The following is a 17,810-nucleotide window of genomic DNA, read 5'->3' as shown; positions in this document are numbered from 1 at the left end:
CACCCGTCCGTCAGACGAGGCGGACGGCCTCGTGGTAGTCCAGGCGGGGCAGCCGCTCGAACCACGGGTTGTGTCCGGGTCTGCCGATGTTGACGACGAGGAACGAACGCCAGCGCCCATCGGGGAAGAACTCGCCGTCCACGCCGTCGGGGTCGAAACCCAGCAGGGGCCCGGCGGCCAGCCCCGTGGCGCGGACCGCCAGGATGAAGTAGCCGGCCTGCAGCAGGGCGTTGAAGTGGCCCTGCCTATCCCGGTGCGCAGGGTCGGCGTCGTACACGTCCTTCGCCTCCGGGTTGAACGGCCAGAGGCGCGGAATGTGTTCGGTGTAGGCCGAGTCCCGTGCCAGCACGGCCACCACCGGAGCCGACTCGCTCTTCGCCTGATTGCGCTCCAGAAGGTGGGGCAGCAGACGGCGCTTGGCCTCGGGGGACCGTACGTACAGGATCCGCAGCGGATTGGTGTTCGCTGAGGTCGGCGGCCACTTGGACAGTTCCCAGACGGCCCGCAGCTGCTCGTCGCTCACCGGCTCGGGGCTGAAATTGTTGACGGTGCGGGCCCCCGTGAAAAGCAACTCCCGCCCCGCCTCGGAAAGCTCGTAGAGCTTCTCGGCATCGGCGGCCGACGACGACAGGTGTGTCACGGCGACTCCTCGACTCGCATCCGCCTACAAGGGATGTCTTGGCATCCACCTCGCCGCCGGCAACAGCATCGACATGGGCCCTACAGCGGCCGCTCGATCACCTACGGCCCAGCCCTCGTCCGGGGGGCTACCGGGCATCAAGCGATTTTTATGCTTGCGCATTCATATTATGTCTGGGGTCCATACGCGTCAACAGGAAAGAACTCCGATTTCTCAAAAAAGCTTGCGCGCGCATTATTCAGCCACAGGGCCGAAAAAGAGGGCTTCGCGCTCCGAGGAGTGCGAAGCCCCAACGCCGCGGGGCCCTGGCCCCGCGCGACGCCGGACGGTTGCCGGTCGCCTCAGGGGGTACGCACCGTACGAACCCTGGCCAGGTAACCCGTGACATGGTGGGCACGGGTTACCGCGGCCAGCCGTTCCGGATCCCGGCTCTCGACGGCGTCGACCAGCTCCTGATGGATCTCCGCCCGGTGCCGGAGGTGTTCCTCCACCCGGTCCTCCAGCACCTCGACCGGCGTGGATACGCCGACCTCACGGCGGCAGACGTCCAGGCAGTCGAGATACGGGCGTACCAGCAGGGGGTTGCGCGCGATGCCGGCGAGACGCTCGTGCAGATCCCAGTTCGCCTGGTGGAACAGGTCGGGATCGGTGACACCCCGTCTCATGGCTTCGACCAGCGCCCGGCATCCCTTCAGGTCGTTGCCGTGCCAGAAGTGTGCCGCCTCCCGCAGAACGAGGGGCTCCAGAGCGTCCCGTACGGCCAAGGCGTCGAGGAGGGAGGCGTCAACGGGCTCGGACCCCGCTGAGGGCGATTCGGGGTGGCTCGACCCCAGCAGCTCGAACTGCTCGCGCAGGCGGCGCGTGTGACCGGGGGTCGCGTGCCGGATCGCCGTCCTGCCCGCCCGGGTGATCTCCACCAGCGCGGCCCGCTTGTCGTCGGCCAGCGGCAGGCGCCGGACGAGGGAGGCCTGTTCCATGCGCAGGATCATGCGACTGAGGCCGCTCTGGCTCAGTGAGACCTCGTTCAGCAGGTCCTGCTGACGTACCTGGCCATCAGGGGCGTCCGCCAAGATCGTGAGCAACTCGTACCACTCGAGCCGCAGCCCGCTTTCCCGCTCCATCTCGCGGTTGAGGTACTCCGCCGCCTGGGCGTAGGAGCGCGACAATATCCGCCATGCAGCCTGCGGTGACGACTTCCGCGTGAGCGCGTTCTCCGTACGCACGACTACCCGAACACCCCCGATCCCGAACGGCCGACGGCGATCAGTACGCCACTCCTGTCCGGCGCTACAGTAGCACACTTGCGTGGGCATGCATCTTCGTGGTCGACAGCGGGGCGCCGACCCGTGCTTGGCCCGCGGCTCGGCCGTGTGACCAGGCGCCGCGCCGGACGTCTTTCCGTACCCCGGAGGTCACTCGCGGATCTTGTACCCGGTGCCCTCGGCCATCAAGGCTTCGTGCCGGCCGTGGGCATGTGTGCGGGGCAGCGATATGAGGAGGTCGCGCGGCTGCTCACGCACGGCCTGCTGCGCATGGGTCGGCGGAAGGAAGCGTGGCGGGCGCCGGCCGCCGCAGCCATCGGCCGGGCCCGGCTGCGGCTGGGCCCGGAACCGCTGCGTGCTCTGTCCGCCCAGGTGTGCCACCCGGTGGCCCCCGAGGAGACCACGGGTGCCCAGCGGTGGGAGATCGAGAACACCCTGGACGCGATCAAGACCCACCAGGACGGGCGGCCCCGGGGAGAAGTCGCAGCCATCGTGGTTTGATGCGGCGGTGTCCGATTTGGTCCACCCTTCGTCACGTGCTTGCGTCGATGCGTAACGTTCTCGCCTGCAAAGAGGAATCGCAATGAACGACAAGAAGGTCATCGCGGTCGCCGGAGCCACGGGCTCGCAGGGCGGAGGTGCCGCACGGGCGATCCTCGCCGACCCGGCCTCCGGGTTCGCCGTACGCGCGCTGACCCGGAACACCGACTCGTCGGCCGCCAAGGAACTCGCCGAACTCGGTGCCGAGGTCGTGCGGGCGGACTTCCATGACGAGCCGACCGTTCACAAGGCGTTCGAGGGTGCGTACGGCGCCTTCCTCGTGACCAACTTCTGGGCGCATGGCTCGGCGGCGAAGGAGACGGAGGAGATCGAGGTCCTCGTCCGCGCCGCCAAGGCCGCCGGCCGCGGCACGTGGTGTGGTCGACGCTGGAGGACACCCGCGAGCTGCTGCCGCTGGAGGACGAGCGGATGCCCGTCCTGCAGGACAAGTACAACGTGCCGCACTTCGACGCCAAGGGGGAGGGCAACGAGCTGTTCCGGGCAGCCGGCGTGCCGACGACCTTCCTCAACACCACCTTCTACTACCAGGGCTTTCTGGAGTCCATGGCGCCCAAGCGGGCCGAGGACGGTGTGCTGACGCTGCCCCTGCCGCTGGAGGACGGCAAGCTGCTGGCCGGGGTGGACGTGGCCGACATCGGCCGGACGGCTTTCGCCATCCTGAAGGGCGGCGAGAAGTACATCGGAACCACTGTCAACCTGGCGGGCGACCACCTGACCGGTGCGCAGTACGCGGAGAAGCTCGCCGCCGCGCTCGGTGAGCCCGTGCGCTTCCAGTCGGTGCCCTACGACGTCTTCTGCTCCCTCGGTATCCCGGCGGGCGACGAGATCGCCAACATGTTCCAGTACTACGGCGACTTCGACCAGGAGTTCACCGGCGCTCGCGACCTGGACCGCCTCCGGGACCTGCACCCGGAGCTCAAGGACTTCGACACCTGGCTGGCCGAGAAACGCCTGGCACATCCAGGTGGGCTGAGCCGGGACGGCACACGAGGCGAGGAGGGGTCGTCACCACCAGCGACGGCCCCTTCGCCTTCGTCGGAACCGACGCGACCGGAACCCCGATGACGGAACCACTCTCGAGCGAGACGTCAGGACGTCCCCGCCAAGCGAGGTGCGCCATGCGCGGGCCCGACGATACGTCATGGGTGGTTCGTTGACCTTCGATTCCCTTGCCGCAGCATCCCGGCCGACCCACGCCCCGGTGGCACGGTCGACGTCACGTTCCGCGCTTTCCGGCTGGAGGGCGCCGCCGGGCTGCTGGTCCTGGCGGCACTCGCGGGCCGGGTGAGTGAGCGGGCATCGACGGGGGATAGGCCGCTGCCTGTTGCTCGTGGTTGTGCAGCGCCCGTGAAGCGTCAACTACATTGGGCGGGGCTTGGCGGTACGGATGGGCCGCGATCGAGGCCGCCCGTCGAGGCGGTGCGCGAACTGTTCATGGGCCACGTCACTCCGGCGGACCTGCGGGTCCTGGCCGCCATGGCCACGGAGGACCAGGATGACTCGTCAATCATGCTGCGGTGTGCTCTGGGTCGGGTGAGATGCCTGCACCGGATGCCCGCTCATGATCGACACGCGATTGAACGCGTCGATGGTGATCGCCACCCAGATCGCGGCGGAGATCTGATCCTCACTGAGGGCCTCGCGGGCGGCCTCGTAGGCGGAGGTCCGTGCGTCGGTGTTCGTCGTATCTGTGGTCGCCTCGGCGAGTCCGAGCGCCGCGCGCTCCACCGGGGTGAACACACCGGCGTTCCGCCAGGCCGCGAGAACGCCCAGTCGCTGCGGCGACTCGCCCGCGCGCAGGGCCTTCCTGGTGTGCAGGTCGAGGCAGTAGGCGCAGCCGTTCAGCTGTGACACGCGGAGGTTGATCAGCTCCACGGTGGTGCGTTCGAGCCCCGCCTCGGCGGCCGTCGCACTCACCGCCTCCGAGGTCTGCACCAGGGCGTGGAAGGCCTTGGGGCTCTGCTTGTCGATGAAGATCCTCCGCGGTGTGGACGCACCGGTCTGCTCGCTCACTTCGTCCTCCTTCGTGGCCGCGCGCGACCGCACGTCAGGTGCGTGCTGCTGGCCCTCGGCCCGCTCCTCGTGGCATGGTAGTTGATGCAACAACTAGAGTGCGTGAAGGGTGGTCCCGGTGAGCAACACGGAAACCGATCCGGCGGCGCTGCGATGCGGGGCCTCGGTCGACGACAGCCGGCCGGTCGAGGAACCGCGGGTCGCTGTGCTGTCGGCACGGGACGTTCCCCTGGGCGGGCCGCGCGCCATGCATGTACGCCGGACGCTGCCGCAGCGGGCACGAACCCTGATCGGAGCCTGGTGCTTCGCCGATCACTACGGCCCCGTCGACGCCGCCGCGGTGGGCGGCATGGATGTGCCCCCGCATCCGCACATCGGCCTGCAGACGGTGAGCTGGCTGTTCAGCGGGGAGATCGAGCACCGCGACACCCTGGGCACCCATGCTCTGATCCGGCCCGGCGAGATGAACCTCATGACCGGCGGGTACGGCATCGCCCACTCGGAGGTCTCCACCCCGGACACCGCTGTCATCCACGGTGTCCAGCTGTGGGTGGCGTTGCCCGAGGCGGACCGCGACGCCGCTCGCGATTTCCAGCACTATGTGCCCGAGCCCGTGCGGCTCCAGGGCGCCGAGGCCAAGGTGTTCCTGGGTTCGCTCGCCGGAAGCGCCTCCCCGGTGCGGACCTTCACGCCCCTGCTCGGTGCCGAGATCGTCCTCGACCCGCACGCCGCGGTCACACTCACCGTGGACCCCGCCTTCGAGCACGGCCTCCTCGTCGACAGCGGGGACGTCCGCCTGATCGACACCGTGCTGCGCCCGGCCGAACTCGGCTACGTCCCCTCCGGCAGCGACACCCTGACAGTGGTGAACGATTCGGAGACTGCCGCGCGCACGATCCTGCTCGGGGGTCCTCCCTTCGAGGAGGAGATCGTGATGTGGTGGAACTTCATCGGCCGCAGCCACGAGGACATCGTCAAGGCCCGGGCGGACTGGCAGGCAGGCTCCGACCGCTTCGGCGAGGTCGAGGGCTATTCCGGACGCCGCCTGCCCGCCCCGGCCCTGCCCAACGCCGTCATCACGCCGCGCGGCAACCCCCCGCGCCGCTGACCTCCGTACGAAAGGAATCGCATGAACCAGCAGTCCTCCGGCATCCGGAGCGTCCAGCGAGTGGTCGCTGCTCACCAGTACGAGATTCTGGTCGACGGCCGGCGCGGCGGGCTGACGGCCTACCGCGACCGCGGCGACCAGCGGGTCTTCTTCCACACGGAGGTCGACGACGCCTTCGCCGGTCAGGGTCTGGGCACAGAGCTGGTCCAGGGGGCACTCGCCGACGTGCGGGAGTCCGGGAAGCGGATCGTGCCGGTCTGCCCGTACGTGGCCAAGTTCCTCAAGCGGCATGAGGAGTTCGCCGACATCACCGACCCGGTGACACCGGACGTCCTGCGCTGGCTGCAGGACGAGCTCCGCTGAGCAGAGGAGGATCTCGCAGGACCGCAACGCCGCGATGGCTCGACCCGGTGGAGCAGAAGGCTGGTGTGGCTTTGTCCGCAGGCAGGTAAGGCTCAACGAACGGTCTCACGCGGCCTGCAGGCGGAGTCCTGCCTGTCCGCCGCCGGCTACAGAGTGCTCGTCCGCCTCGCGGAGGCGCCTGAGGCCCGATGCGCTCTGCGGATCTGGCCAGGAGTGCGGAATGGGAGCAGTGCCAGCTGTCGCACCAGATCCCCCGCATGACGAAGCGGGGCCTGGTCCGCCGGGAGGCATGGCGGGGCCCCGCTGCCGCTTCAGGGCGGCCGCGGCGCGTTCGTGGTGATCTCCCCGGCGGGGGCAAAGCGATCGCGGCACCGGTGCCCCGCCATGTGGAGACCGTGCGCCGCCTGTTCCATTCACCGGTCTCGCCGACCGGCAGCTCGAGCTCGGGGACGATCAAGTCGCGGAGGCGACAGCTCGGTGTCCGGCAGGGCGATCCCGACGGAACCGGGCGGGAACTCGACGTCGCCGTCCACCGGGTGCAGCGCCAGCGCCATGGTCGCCTCTGTCAGGCCGTACCCCTCGGTGATCCTCGCATTGGGGGACAAGCCTGCGAGGCGCCGCACGGTCTCGGGATCCGCCGCACGGTCTCGGGATCGATCGGCGCGGTCCGAAGTGGCGAGGGAGAGGGACTCCAGCCGCCGTCCTGCGGCCGACGGTGCCGCGAGCAGCGCCCGGTACATCGCGGGGGAGTCGTTGAGCCGGGAGACCTGGTATTCGTCCACGTCGGCGAGGAAGAGCTCCGGGTAGCCGACCAGGCTGACCAGTCCCTTGCGGTGCAGCACCCGAACAGACTTGGAACGGCCCGTCGTACCCCCGTGCGGACGAGGGTGGTGGGGCCTCCTCCGCGGTGTGTCGGCCCCGTGGACCGACGGCAGCGACGCGGGATGGGTGGCGACCGCGCGGGCCCTGCAGTCTTCGGGGAACCACAGGCAGTTGGGCGTCACCAACAGCACGGTGTCACCGGGCTCAAGGCTGTGCTCGCGCAGTCCGTAGGCGAAGCGCAGCGCACGGTTGTGCAGGTCACCGAAGGTGAGGCGTGCTACAGGGCCGCCTGATGACCACCCTGGTCCATCGCATGGGGCTCAACGGCATCCGCTGTGGACTGCGGTCCATGTGTGAGGGCGGCGGCATGGCCAATGCCACCAACCTCGAACTCCTCTGATCCACCTCCCGGGTGACCACAAGCTGTCGTGCGGGGGCGTAGGTGAGCTGGCAGGCCGCCGCTTGCGTCCTGTCACAGCAGACCGTGCATACGGGCGTTGGCGATGAGCTGGGCTCGGTTGCGGGCGGCGAGCTTGTGCATCATCTCCCGTAGGTAGCTCTTCACCGTGTTGACGGACAGGTTCAGTTCGTCGCCGATCTCGGGGTTGGTGTATCCGGCGGCGACGAGGCGCAGGACGTCGTATTCGCGGGCGGTGACGGGAGCCGCGGTGGGATTGGGTTGTCCGGTGCGGAAGGTGCCGGTGCGGGCGACGCTGCGGATGGCGTCGCGTACGGCGGTGCCGCCGGCGTCCTTGACGAGCAGCCCGCAGGCTCCGGCGGCCAGTGTGGGTGCGACGGCGGCGTGTTCGGGGAAGGCGGTGAAGAGCAGGATGCGGCTGTCGGGGCTGACCCGGTGCACGGCCGGGACGATGTCGGCGGCCGGGTGGTCGGGGAGGCGGAGGTCGAGGAGGACGACGTCGGGCTGTTCCCGCGCGCACAGCTGGATGGCGTCGGCGCCGGTTTCGGCGTGGCCGACGACGGCCAGGTCGCCGTACCCGTTCAGCTGTGCCGCGACGCCGTCGTGGACGACCGGGTGATCGTCGACGATGACGATCCGCGTGGGCCGGGTCGTCAGCATGGCAGTCGCACCCGCCAGATCGTGCCGCCGTCCGGGTCCGAGACGACGCGGACCGAGCCGCCCAGCCGGCCCAGGGCCTCGGAGGTCTTGGTAAGACCGAGGCCCGGTTGGTGATCGGGGCCCAGACCGGTGCCGTCGTCGTGCACGGCGACGGTCAGCAGCGGGCCGCGGCGCCCAACGGATACGGTCACGGCACTCGCGCGGGCGTGTTTTTCGACGTTCAGCAGAGCTTCCCGGACCGCTGCCAGCAGCACGTCCGAGCGGGACGGGGCCAACTCGGGCGGGTCCTCGTCCAGGACGACCAGCTCGGCCCGGATGCCGGTGCGGTCGGCGAAGGCCGCGCAGTCCGCGTGCAGGGCGACGCCGAGGGCCAGCGCGGCGGGGGAGGAACGCAGCGTGCGCAGGGATTCGCGCAGGGCGGTGGTGGCGTCCGCGGCCTGGCTTCTGAGCCGGTCCAGCCGGGCCCGCAGGTCGGGGTCGGCGCCTGCCGCGTCGGCCAGATCGGCCATGCCCGACCCGATGGCGAACAGCAGCGCGCCCACGCTGTCGTGGAGGTCGGCCGCGAGCCTGCGCCGCTCCTCATGGACGGCGATCTCCCGGCTCAGGCGGGCGCGCTCGGCGATCGACACGGCAAGGGCGGCCTGCGTGGCCACCGCCGAGGCGCGTTCCACTTCTCGGTCGCCGAATGCCCCGTCGCGGCGAGGGCCGACGGCGAGGACACCCAGTGACTCACCGTCCCGGACCAGAGGTACGGCAAGGAGCCTGCGCACACCCTCGGTGGACATGTGCCGGTCGAAGGTGTGCGTGATCTCGGCGCTGGTGAAGTAGTCGTCGACCCACTCGGCCCGGCCGGACCGGTGCACCTTGCCGGTCAGTCCAGTGCCGGGCGGCACCCGCAGCGCCCGGAGGATTCCCGTGCGCTGACCGATGAGCTGCTCGATGCTCAGCTCCTCCGTGAGACCGGGCCGGGCCGCCCACGCCACCTCCGAATCGCCGGCGAGGAGGGTCAAGGCGCGGCGCAGGGCTTCCCCGCGGTCCAGTGCGGCGAGCAGTTCCGCGTACTGCTCGCCGAGCTGGAGGATGGGATGGTCCGGCATGCTGTCATCAAACATCGCGCCTGCCGTCCCTGTCACGAATCGAACCGTTTGATCAGCTCCCGGCGCATGATCTTGCCGGTGGACGTCTTGGGCAGGTCGTCGACGAAACGAACGATGCGTGGCCGTTTGTACGCGGCCAGGGACTGTCCGGCATAGGCGAGCAGGTCTTCCTCGGTGACGTGCGCCCCGTGGGCGAGGACGACGTAGGCGCAGGCCAGTTCACCCTTGACCGGGTCGGGTACCGGACCCGCGGCGACCATGGCGACGGCGGGGTGCCCGGCCAGGACGCGCTCGATCTCGGCCGGGTAGACGTTGTAACCCCCGGTGATGATCATGTCCTTGCGCCGGTCGACGATGAAGACGTGCCCGGTCTCGGTCATGGAGGCGATGTCGCCGGTGTGCAGCCAGCCATCCGGCTCGATGGTCTCGGCGGTGGCCTGCGGGTTGCCGTGGTAGCCGAGCATGACGATCGGGCCGCGCACCATGAGTTCGCCGGGTTCACCCCGGGGGGCGTCGCGCGTGACGTCGTTCAGGTCCGCGATGCGCACTTCCACGCCGGGCAGGGAAACGCCGATCGAGCCGGGGACGGGCAGGGCGTGCACCGCGTGCGTGGTGCCCAGCCCCGAGATCTCCGTCATGCCCCACAGCTCGATCAGCGGGGCGTCCGAGCGGGTCTGCCAGCGCTCGATCGTCGACAGCGGGATGGTCTGCCCGCCGACGGTGCAGCGGGTCAGCGAGGACAGGTCGGCCGTGTCCAGGGCCGGGTCGGCGAGCATCATGGCGTACATGGCGGGCACGCCCTCGAACATCGTCGCGGAGTGCTCGCCGATCAGCCGTAGGGCCTCGGCCGGGTGAAAGCGCTCCATCAGCACCACCGTGCCGCCGGCCAGGAACGTGCCGTTGATCGCCACGTTGCCGTACACATGCGGGGCGGGCAGCGCAGTCACCACCACGTCCGTCGACGCACGTCCGTGCATGGTCGCGGTCAGCGCGCAGTTGAGCAGAACCGCCCGGTGGCTCTGCACGGCGCCCTTGGGATGGCCGGTGGTGCCGGAGGTGTAGCCGATCGTGCACGGGGCGGCCGGATCCGCGCTGAACGCGGGGACCGGCCCGTCGTCGGCGAGCAGCTCGGCGAATCCCACGGCGCCCTCGGGCGGCTCGTCGAACGCGACGACCATGTTCAGTCCGGGCAGGTCCCGGGTCAGGGAGAGGACGTCAGCGGCCTGCTCGGCGCTGGTGAACACCGCGGCCGCGTCGCAGTCGCGCAGTACGAACGCCAGTTCCTCCGGGGTGAGCATGACGTTCACCGGGTTGACGACGGCTCCCGATTTCAGGGCGCCATGGTAGGCCACCACCCATTCCCACCGGTTCTGCGCGTACAGCGACACAGGTTGCCCCGGCCGCACCCCGCGCGCGGCGAGCGCCGCCGCTATCCGGTCACTGTCCGCGCCGAGTTCGCGGAACGTCATCGTGCGGGCTGCCGTCACCAGGGCGATCTTGTCGCCGTAGCGCGCCGCCGCACGGCGCAGGATGCCTCCCGGCGAAACCACGTCGTCCACCGCACACCTCCTCATCGTGTGGGCCGAGGAGACCGCAGATCCGCCCGGCCCGGCACACCCGAACGGGTGGGAACGGCCCGCTCCAGGGCTGGTCGCCATGTGCCGACGTCAGGTGCGCGGAAGGGCGGACCCGGACCGGGGAGGATACCCCGGTGCACGGTGCTCTTCATGGCCGGAGTCCGTGACTTCTCGATGGCAGAAATCCCTGCGTACTGCCGTGCTGAACGTGTCCCCCATGTGTTGTCATCGCTTCAGGAGCGAGGACAACGTACGAGGTCATCAACACCGACCGCGGGAGCGGCGTCTTCCCCGAATGCCGGGTCACTACGGGTGCGCTGGAGGACCAATGAGCACTCTGGAGATCACCGAGCCCGACGCGCAGGGAATGCTCTCCCGACTCATCGACCACGACGGTCTCGAAGCCGTCGGGTGGCTGGCGTTGCCGAGCGGCGAAGGGACTCTCACCCTGCGCCACGTGCGAGGCGACCGGACAGGAGTCCTCCGCGGACTGCGTGTGCCCGAGGGCTGGGGCCTGACCGGTGCGGTGGCAGAGCGAGGGGAAGCCCGGTGGGTCGATGACTATTTCGGCGCGAAGGACTTCACGCACGCCTTCGACCAGCAGGTTTGCGCCGAAGACATCCGCCGTATGGCGAGCGTGCCGCTCCCCTTGCCCAGCGGCCGCCGCGGGGCACTGACGCTGGGGCTTCGGTCGCCCGGCGCCTTCACGGACCGTTTCATCGACCGCGTCACCGCCGTGGCCCGCAGCGCGCTCGTCGACCGCGTGCCGTCCCCGGAAACGCGGCCTGCCGGACACCGGCCGGGCGATACGACCGACGCGCGCGACGAGGTCGAACAGCTGCTGCTGGACATGGGCGCCCGACTCGTGCTCACCCGCAGCCGAATCGAGGACGCGTCGGTGCGGGCACTGCTGCGGAGGCTTGAGGCCGACGTCGAGCAGACCGCCCGGTTGCTGCACCGCCCGCCGCCCCGGCCGACGTACGACCACGCCCCGCACCTGTCGCCCCGCGAGCTTCAGATCCTCGTCGGCGTGGCCGGCGGCGGCACCAACGCCGCCATCGCCCGACGGCTCGGCCTCACGGCCAACACGGTGAAGACCTACTGGCAGTCCGCCATGCGCAAGCTCGGCGTCACCAACCGCGCCGAGGCGATCAGCCGCGCCCACGCCTTGGGGCTGCTCACGCCGCCACCGTCGTAGCCGCTCCCTCTCCGAACGGAGATATTTCACGCCCAGGAGGCGTCACCTACGGTCACACCAGTGGCAGTGACTCAGGTCACGGACAAGGAGGTCCCCATGCCGAAGCTGGACATCACCACGCAGACGAGGCACCTCGATGCCCTCATCGAGACGCTCGACAACCCGCTGCACCGCAAAATCATCAGCAACTACCGCCGCCACGCGATCCTCGAGATCACCGGCAACGCGACAAAGATCTTCACCCCCGACATGACGGTCGAGAACCCGGTGTACTACCTCAACATCGCCGGCCAGAGCGTCACCCTGAACGGTCGGGACGAGGTGTACACCTTCTACTCCTCGCTGGAGAGGAGGGAATCGGGGGTGATCGTCGTCACGGACGAGAAGATCGCCGTCGCCGACTGGGGCTTCGCCTCCGAGGCCACCTTCAACTCCTACATGCGGGGATCAGAGGCGCCGGAGCAGTTCGACGCCGACCCCGACAAGCTCTACATCCACCGCACGCACGTGGCGATGATCTGGCCGTATGACGAGCAGGGACGCATGATCGGCGAGCACGTCTACCAGCATGAGGACTTCAGCCGGCTCATCGAGGTTCCGGAAGAGGAGTACATCACCCTCGACGAGGCGCGCGAGAAGCTGCTTCCGCTGCTGAAGCCCCTGCCCGAGCTGACGCCGGCGCGAGCCTGAGAGGGGACGATTCGTGAGCATCCTGTTCGGCGGTGTCCGGCAGAACGGATACATCGTGGAGGACCTCGACGCCGCCCTGCAGCACTGGGTGAAGGCCGTCGGAGCCGGGCCCTTCTTCGTGGCGCGCCACCTACCCCTGGAGTACTTCACCTTCCAGGGCAGCTCCAGGATCCCCGACCTCAGCGTCGCCCTGGGCAACGTCGGCGACCTGCAGATCGAGCTGGTCCACCAGCACGACGACGCGCCTTCGCCGTATCTCTACTTCCGTCAGCACAAGGGCGCGGGGCTGCAGCACATCTCCTCCTGGAGCCGCGCATACGACGACGATCTCGCCCGGCTGCGTGAACGGGGCATCGTCCCCGAGTGCGAGGGCAAGATCGTCGGCGCCCCCCGCTTCGCCTACTTCGGCACGGACGCCCTCGACGGATCCTGCTACGAGATGTCAGACCTCGGGCCCGACAACGAGTACGGCGTCGTCCACGACTTGATCCGCGAGGCTGCCGTCGACTGGGACGGCAGTGACCCGATCAGGGACATGGTCCTTCCGCCCGAGCAGGGCAGCGCAGCGTGAAGGCGACGGTGTTCCAGGGACCCGGATCGTTCACCCTGGAGGAGGTCCCGGATCCTGTGGCCGGCCCGGAGGACGTGGTCGTACGGGTGGCGCGGGCCGGCACCTGCGGCTCCGATCTGCATGCCTTCGAGCACGGGACCTTCATCTCGCCGGGGCAGGTGATGGGGCATGAGTTCAGCGGCGACGTCGTCGAGGTGGGCGCCGACGTCGTGGACGTCTCCGTGGGAGACCGGGTGACGGCCGTGCCGCTGGGCATGTGCGGACGATGCGCGCGATGTGCAGAGGGCAACAGCCATCTATGTGTACAAGGCCTGAGCCAGGCGATCGCGTATTCCAAGGAGCTGCCCGGCGCCTTCGCCGAGTACGTGCGGATACCGAAGGCCGCCGTCGGCCGTAACCTCTACCGCCTGCCGGACCCCGTCGACGATGCGGCGGTCGCGCTCGTCGAACCCATGGCAGTGGCCTGTCACTCGGTGCGCGCGGCGCTGCCGGGCCCCAGCGACACGTGTGTGGTGACAGGGCTCGGCAGTATCGGCCTCAACGCGGTCCAGATGCTGCGCGCTTCGGGTGCCGGCCGGATCGTGGGTATCGACATCTCGCCCCTGCGACTCCAGATGGCGACCGAACTCGGCGCCGAGATCGTGGTCGACGGTCGTCACGAGGACCCCGTGGCCGCGCTGCAAGCCGTGACCGGAGCGGATCCGGCAGGCAGCGGTGCCCAGGCGGACGTGGTGCTCGAGACGTCCGGCGTACCGGACCTGCTCGCGGCGGCCGTACGCATGACACGACCGGGAGGCCGGCTGCGCGTGGTCGCGCTCTACGGAGGGCCCGTCACCCTGGACGCGACGATGATCGTCAGCAAGGAGCTCGATATCTCGGGGAGCTTCGGTTACCGGAACGAATTCGGCCCGGTTCTGTCCCTGCTCGAGCAAGGCAGGCTCCGGAGCGCGCCCTTGATCACGCACACATACCCGCTCAGCGATATCACGGCCGCGTTCCGCACCCAGCTCGACAAGGACTCCGCGATCAAGGTCCAGCTAGCGTCCTGACATTTCCCCCGTAGGTCAAGAACAACGAAGGACTCTCATGGATCTCGAACTGGCCGGCAGGACGGCACTCGTGACCGGCGCCGGCCGCGGCATCGGGCTGGCCGTCGCCGAGGCGCTGACCGCCGAGGGCGTACAGGTGGTCGGAGCGGCGCGTACCATCACTCCGGAGCTCAAAGCGGCGACCGTCGCCTCGGTGTCCGTGGACCTGAGCACTGCCCGGGGTGCCACCGATGTGGTGGAGGCGGCACTGGACGAGCTGGGTGGCATCGACATCCTCGTCAACAACGTCGGGGCGGGCGACGTGAGCGACCTGGAGGTGGGCGGCTTCCTCGACGTCACCGACGAGCAGTGGCGGCACCTGTTCGACATCAACCTGTTCAGCGCGATCTGGACCACGCGCAGGGCGCTGCCCAGTCTCCTCGACCGTCGTGGCGCGATCGTGAACATTTCCACGATCACCGCACGCACGCCGTCCGTCGGGACGGTCGGCTACAGCGAGGCCAAGGCCGCCCTCACCACGTTGGGCAAACGACTCAGCGAGGAATTCGGGCCACGCGGCGTACGCGTCAACACCGTCTCCCCAGGTATCGTCGGGACTTCGCTCTGGCGGGGCCCGGACGGATTCGGCGCCAAACTCGCAGCCGCACAGGGAATCCCCCACGAAGCGCTCCTGGCGGGCCTCGCCGAGCACACCGGCATTGCCTGCGGCCGCATCAGCGAGCCGGAGGAGGTAGCCGCTCTGGTCACTTTCCTGGTCTCGGGCAAGGCCGCCTCTATCGTCGGTGCGGACTACGTCATCGACGGCGGCACGCTGAAGACCGCCTGACCCGCAGGGAGAACATGTCAGTCGGCACCCCTCGCAGAGCGGCGCGGCAGTCTCCGGTATCGGGCACGGACGCGCCGCTATCACGGACTGCCCACCGAAAGCAGCACCAGGACGGCGGCCCACCGCAGGACAATGTGACGCACATCCGCGCCGAGCCTCGCGTCCAGGTCTCGGAGTCACGGACACCGGGCGGATCACGCCTTTGACGCATCACCTTTATGTATGACGCATCAACTTCCTGTCTAGGCTGGACAACTGGACACAGTGTCCGGAGGTCATCGCGGCAGCCGTTCGCCTTGCCTTCCGGGGCCCCCTGGACGATGGTGGAACCTGCCTGCCCATGTGGTGGGAGAGCCAGGAAGGCGCCATGAACGGATTCCGGAAGCTGGTCGGCCGGCTCGCTGCCCGGCCGACTGGCGCTGGTCGAGCCCCGTTCGCGGCCGTCGCCGTCACGGATCAGGACGGCCTGGTGACCTCGTGGTCCAGCGAGGCGGAGCACCTGTTCGGGTACGGCGCCGCGGAGATCATCGGCAGACCTGTCACCGATCTGCTGGCCGCAGACGGCAAGGCGCGGCATCGCGACGGCCACCCGCTGGACGTCGAGGTGCACCTGCGCCCGCTGGTCGGCACCAAGCGGGAGACGGGCTTCCTGCTGACCGCGCTGCACCGCGGCGAATCCACGAACGGGCCCGGAGACGACTCACTGGTGCGGTGGCTGTTCGACCAGCACCCCACGGCCATCGCGCTCTACGGCGGCGATGGCCTGCTGGAGCGGCAGAACCAACAGATGATCCGGATCAGCGGGCGTTCCGACGAGGACCTGCGCGGAAAGGTGTTGACCCGGACCCTGGCGAACCCCGAGTTCGAGGAGCTCCAGCAGAGGATCTTCGAGGTGCTGGAGAGCGGCAACCCACAGTCAGAAGAGTACTTCACCCAGGCACCGAGCGAGACGAGGCGGCGCATGTGGGCCGTGGACCTTCTGCCGCTCAAGGACGCGGCCGGTCGCACTCGGGGGGTGGGCGTGTCCACGTACGACTTCTCCAAGGAGTACGACTCCCGGGAGCGGCTGGCCCTGGTGAGCGAGGCCCGCACGCGGATCGGCAGCAGCCTGAAGGTGGCCCAGACCGCCCACGAGCTCGCCGAGGTCGCCGTCCCCCGCTTCGCCGACCTGGCCGCGGTCGACCTGCTCGATCCCGTCTTCCGGGGCGACGCGCCCGCGCCCGTCCGTATCGGCCCCGTCCAACTGCGCAGGGCGGCTTGCATGACGGCGTCCCCCGTCGACTGGGACTGTCCCGGCCCGGACGGGGTCATCCGCCATCCGGCCTCCTCGCCCATCGCCCGGTGCATGACCACCGGCCAGGCGGTGGTGTGTCACATCGCCGATCCCGACATCGCCCGATGGTTCGCCGAGGACCCCGTACAGGCGACACGGGCCCGCAACAGCGGTGCCCACTCGCTCATCGCCGTACCCATCCATGCCCGCGGCACCGTCCTCGGCGCGGCCTTGTTCATCAGGTACGCCACGACGAGGAAGCCCTTCCGACCCGACGATCTCACCGTTACCGAGGACCTGGTCGCCCGGGCCGCGGTCTGCCTGGACAACGCCCGCCGGTTCACCCGCGAACGCGGCATCGCGCTGGCGCTCCAGCGCGCCCTGCTGCCCCGCGGCCTGGCCGTCCACCCGGCCGCCGAGACGGCCGCCCGCTACCTGCCCGCGGGCGACGACGCCCATGTCGGCGGCGACTGGTACGACGTGATCCCCCTGCCCGGAGCTCGCATCGGTCTGGTCGTCGGCGACGTCGTCGGCCACGGCATCAACGCCTCGGCCACCATGGGCAGGCTTCGCACGGCGGTGCGCACCCTGGCCGACATCGACCTGCCACCGGACGAACTCCTCACCCACCTCGACGACATCGTCACCCACGCCGACGGCGAGCACCAGACGGACGGCACCGCCGAGATCCCCGGCGACACGGGCGCTACCTGCCTGTACGCCGTCTACGACCCGCTCTCCGGTACCTGTTCCCTGGCCCGGGCCGGCCATCCGGCACCGGCGCTGGTCCAGCCGGACGGCACAAGTACCCTCATCGAGCTACCTCCCGGGCCCCCGCTGGGACTGGGCAGCCTGCCCTTCGAGGCAGCCGATGTCACGCTGCCCGAGGGCAGCCTGCTGGCGCTGTTCACCGACGGCCTCGTCACCGGCCGGGACCGTGACATCGACGCCGGGCTCGCCACGCTCCGCCACGCCCTCGCCGAGCCCGCCTCCTCGTTGGAAACACTGTGCGACACCGTCCTGGACGCGCTGCACCCCTCGCCGCGCACCGACGACATCGTCCTCCTGCTCGCGCGCACCCGGATCCTCGACGAGGACCACGTCGCCCAATGGGACGTGCCCGGCGACCCCGCGGCTGTCGCCGAGGCGCGCCGGCGGGCGGGGGCCCAGCTTGCTGCCTGGGGGCTGGACGAGGTCGCGTTCATCACTGAACTCGTCGTGAGCGAGCTGGTCACCAACGCCATCCGGTACGCCGAAGGACCCGTGCGCCTGACCATGATCAAGGACGAGAATCTGATCTGCGAGGTCTCCGACGGCAGCAGTACCAGCCCCCACCTGCGCCGCGCTCGCGTCTTCGACGAGGGCGGCCGAGGCCTGTACATGGTCGCCGAACTCACCCAGCGCTGGGGCACCCGGTACACCCGGCAGGGCAAGACGATCTGGGCCGAAGTGGGCTCCCATCCGTCCTAGGTACGGATAGGAGCCACTCAAGTTGGGCGCCCTGCGGACGGCGTCGTCGAGCCTGATCCATCACGCGGGTGAGCATCGGGTTCTCCCCGATGCGGGCGGCTGGCACGGCGTACGCTGGTGGTTCGCCGAGGCGGCGGGGCGGAGTCGCCGCTTCGAGCACCGCCTCCCCCTCATCGGGCTCCCCGGACAGCAGCGGTGTCCAGAACCGGCCG

At 69.5% G+C, this 17,810-nt stretch carries 18 protein-coding genes and 1 pseudogene; 12 read left to right on the top strand and 7 right to left on the bottom strand.

What is annotated here, in order from left to right:
* Positions 1-10: 10 nt before the first annotated feature.
* Both ACGFW6_RS20375 and ACGFW6_RS20370 read right to left on the bottom strand, forming a co-directional pair.
* Positions 11-640 (bottom strand): malonic semialdehyde reductase, encoded by a 630-nt coding sequence (locus ACGFW6_RS20375; protein ID WP_393511449.1) that lies wholly within the window; start codon positions 638-640, stop codon positions 11-13.
* Between the two features lie 341 nt (positions 641-981).
* Positions 982-1,806 (bottom strand): FCD domain-containing protein, encoded by an 825-nt coding sequence (locus ACGFW6_RS20370; RefSeq protein ID WP_393511446.1) that lies wholly within the window; start codon positions 1,804-1,806, stop codon positions 982-984.
* A 291-nt stretch (positions 1,807-2,097) separates the two neighbouring features.
* On the opposite strand from ACGFW6_RS20370, the gene ACGFW6_RS20365 reads away from it, so the two are divergent.
* The 3 genes and pseudogenes from ACGFW6_RS20365 (at position 2,098) to ACGFW6_RS20355 (ending at position 3,528) form a co-directional block, all read left to right on the top strand.
* On the top strand, positions 2,098-2,403 hold the full coding sequence (locus ACGFW6_RS20365) for a transposase domain-containing protein (RefSeq protein ID WP_393511443.1): 306 nt from the start codon (positions 2,098-2,100) through the stop codon (positions 2,401-2,403).
* A gap of 82 nt (positions 2,404-2,485) precedes the next feature.
* Positions 2,486-2,746: pseudogene (locus ACGFW6_RS20360) on the top strand (NmrA family NAD(P)-binding protein); the annotation flags it as partial.
* Positions 2,747-2,814: 68 nt separating this feature from the next.
* Positions 2,815-3,528 (top strand): NmrA family NAD(P)-binding protein, encoded by a 714-nt coding sequence (locus ACGFW6_RS20355; RefSeq protein WP_393511440.1) that lies wholly within the window; start codon positions 2,815-2,817, stop codon positions 3,526-3,528.
* Positions 3,529-3,966: 438 nt separating this feature from the next.
* Here the strand turns inward: ACGFW6_RS20355 and ACGFW6_RS20350 are convergent, their stop codons facing one another.
* On the bottom strand, positions 3,967-4,476 hold the full coding sequence (locus ACGFW6_RS20350) for a carboxymuconolactone decarboxylase family protein (protein ID WP_393511437.1): 510 nt from the start codon (positions 4,474-4,476) through the stop codon (positions 3,967-3,969).
* 118 nt (positions 4,477-4,594) lie between these two features.
* Here ACGFW6_RS20350 and ACGFW6_RS20345 point away from each other — a divergent pair, with 118 nt between their 5' ends.
* Positions 4,595-5,584 (top strand): pirin family protein, encoded by a 990-nt coding sequence (locus tag ACGFW6_RS20345; RefSeq protein ID WP_393511434.1) that lies wholly within the window; start codon positions 4,595-4,597, stop codon positions 5,582-5,584.
* 21 nt (positions 5,585-5,605) lie between these two features.
* Positions 5,606-5,947, top strand: coding sequence for a GNAT family N-acetyltransferase (locus tag ACGFW6_RS20340; protein ID WP_393511431.1), 342 nt, complete (start codon positions 5,606-5,608; stop codon positions 5,945-5,947).
* Between the two features lie 413 nt (positions 5,948-6,360).
* Here ACGFW6_RS20340 and ACGFW6_RS20335 read toward each other — a convergent pair whose 3' ends face one another.
* Complete coding sequence (locus ACGFW6_RS20335; RefSeq protein ID WP_393511428.1) at positions 6,361-6,789, bottom strand: AMP-binding protein; 429 nt, start codon at positions 6,787-6,789, stop codon at positions 6,361-6,363.
* A gap of 254 nt (positions 6,790-7,043) precedes the next feature.
* On the opposite strand from ACGFW6_RS20335, the gene ACGFW6_RS20330 reads away from it, so the two are divergent.
* Complete coding sequence (locus ACGFW6_RS20330; protein ID WP_393511425.1) at positions 7,044-7,169, top strand: hypothetical protein; 126 nt, start codon at positions 7,044-7,046, stop codon at positions 7,167-7,169.
* A gap of 72 nt (positions 7,170-7,241) precedes the next feature.
* Here ACGFW6_RS20330 and ACGFW6_RS20325 read toward each other — a convergent pair whose 3' ends face one another.
* From ACGFW6_RS20325 to ACGFW6_RS20315, 3 genes are read right to left on the bottom strand one after another with little or no spacing between them, the layout of a single operon-like run.
* On the bottom strand, positions 7,242-7,847 hold the full coding sequence (locus ACGFW6_RS20325) for a response regulator transcription factor (RefSeq protein ID WP_393511422.1): 606 nt from the start codon (positions 7,845-7,847) through the stop codon (positions 7,242-7,244).
* The gene (locus tag ACGFW6_RS20320; protein WP_393511419.1) at positions 7,841-8,944 is read right to left on the bottom strand and encodes a GAF domain-containing sensor histidine kinase; all 1,104 of its coding nucleotides are present in this window, start codon (positions 8,942-8,944) and stop codon (positions 7,841-7,843) included. The genes ACGFW6_RS20325 and ACGFW6_RS20320 overlap by 7 nt, the downstream gene beginning before the upstream one ends.
* 32 nt (positions 8,945-8,976) lie before the next feature.
* Positions 8,977-10,503 (bottom strand): class I adenylate-forming enzyme family protein, encoded by a 1,527-nt coding sequence (locus ACGFW6_RS20315; RefSeq protein WP_393511416.1) that lies wholly within the window; start codon positions 10,501-10,503, stop codon positions 8,977-8,979.
* A gap of 346 nt (positions 10,504-10,849) precedes the next feature.
* Here ACGFW6_RS20315 and ACGFW6_RS20310 point away from each other — a divergent pair, with 346 nt between their 5' ends.
* The 6 genes from ACGFW6_RS20310 (at position 10,850) to ACGFW6_RS20285 (ending at position 17,598) form a co-directional block, all read left to right on the top strand.
* Positions 10,850-11,719, top strand: a complete 870-nt coding sequence (locus ACGFW6_RS20310; protein ID WP_393511413.1) for a LuxR C-terminal-related transcriptional regulator — start codon at positions 10,850-10,852, stop codon at positions 11,717-11,719.
* Between the two features lie 96 nt (positions 11,720-11,815).
* A complete protein-coding gene (locus ACGFW6_RS20305; protein ID WP_393511410.1) occupies positions 11,816-12,409 on the top strand; it encodes a hypothetical protein in 594 nt (197 codons plus the stop codon).
* Positions 12,410-12,422: 13 nt separating this feature from the next.
* On the top strand, positions 12,423-12,980 hold the full coding sequence (locus tag ACGFW6_RS20300; protein ID WP_393511407.1) for a VOC family protein: 558 nt from the start codon (positions 12,423-12,425) through the stop codon (positions 12,978-12,980).
* 56 nt (positions 12,981-13,036) lie between these two features.
* A complete protein-coding gene (locus ACGFW6_RS20295; RefSeq protein ID WP_393511404.1) occupies positions 13,037-14,029 on the top strand; it encodes a zinc-binding dehydrogenase in 993 nt (330 codons plus the stop codon).
* 37 nt (positions 14,030-14,066) lie between these two features.
* Positions 14,067-14,855 (top strand): oxidoreductase, encoded by a 789-nt coding sequence (locus tag ACGFW6_RS20290; protein ID WP_393511401.1) that lies wholly within the window; start codon positions 14,067-14,069, stop codon positions 14,853-14,855.
* 367 nt (positions 14,856-15,222) lie between these two features.
* Positions 15,223-17,598: a SpoIIE family protein phosphatase gene (locus ACGFW6_RS20285; RefSeq protein WP_393511398.1), complete on the top strand. Its 2,376-nt coding sequence runs from the start codon at positions 15,223-15,225 to the stop codon at positions 17,596-17,598.
* Positions 17,599-17,810 lie beyond the last annotated feature (212 nt).

This window comes from Streptomyces sp. Y7, assembly GCF_043195415.1.
Taxonomy (GTDB): Bacteria; Actinomycetota; Actinomycetes; order Streptomycetales; family Streptomycetaceae; genus Streptomyces.
This window is presented reverse-complemented; position numbering and strand designations above follow the sequence as displayed.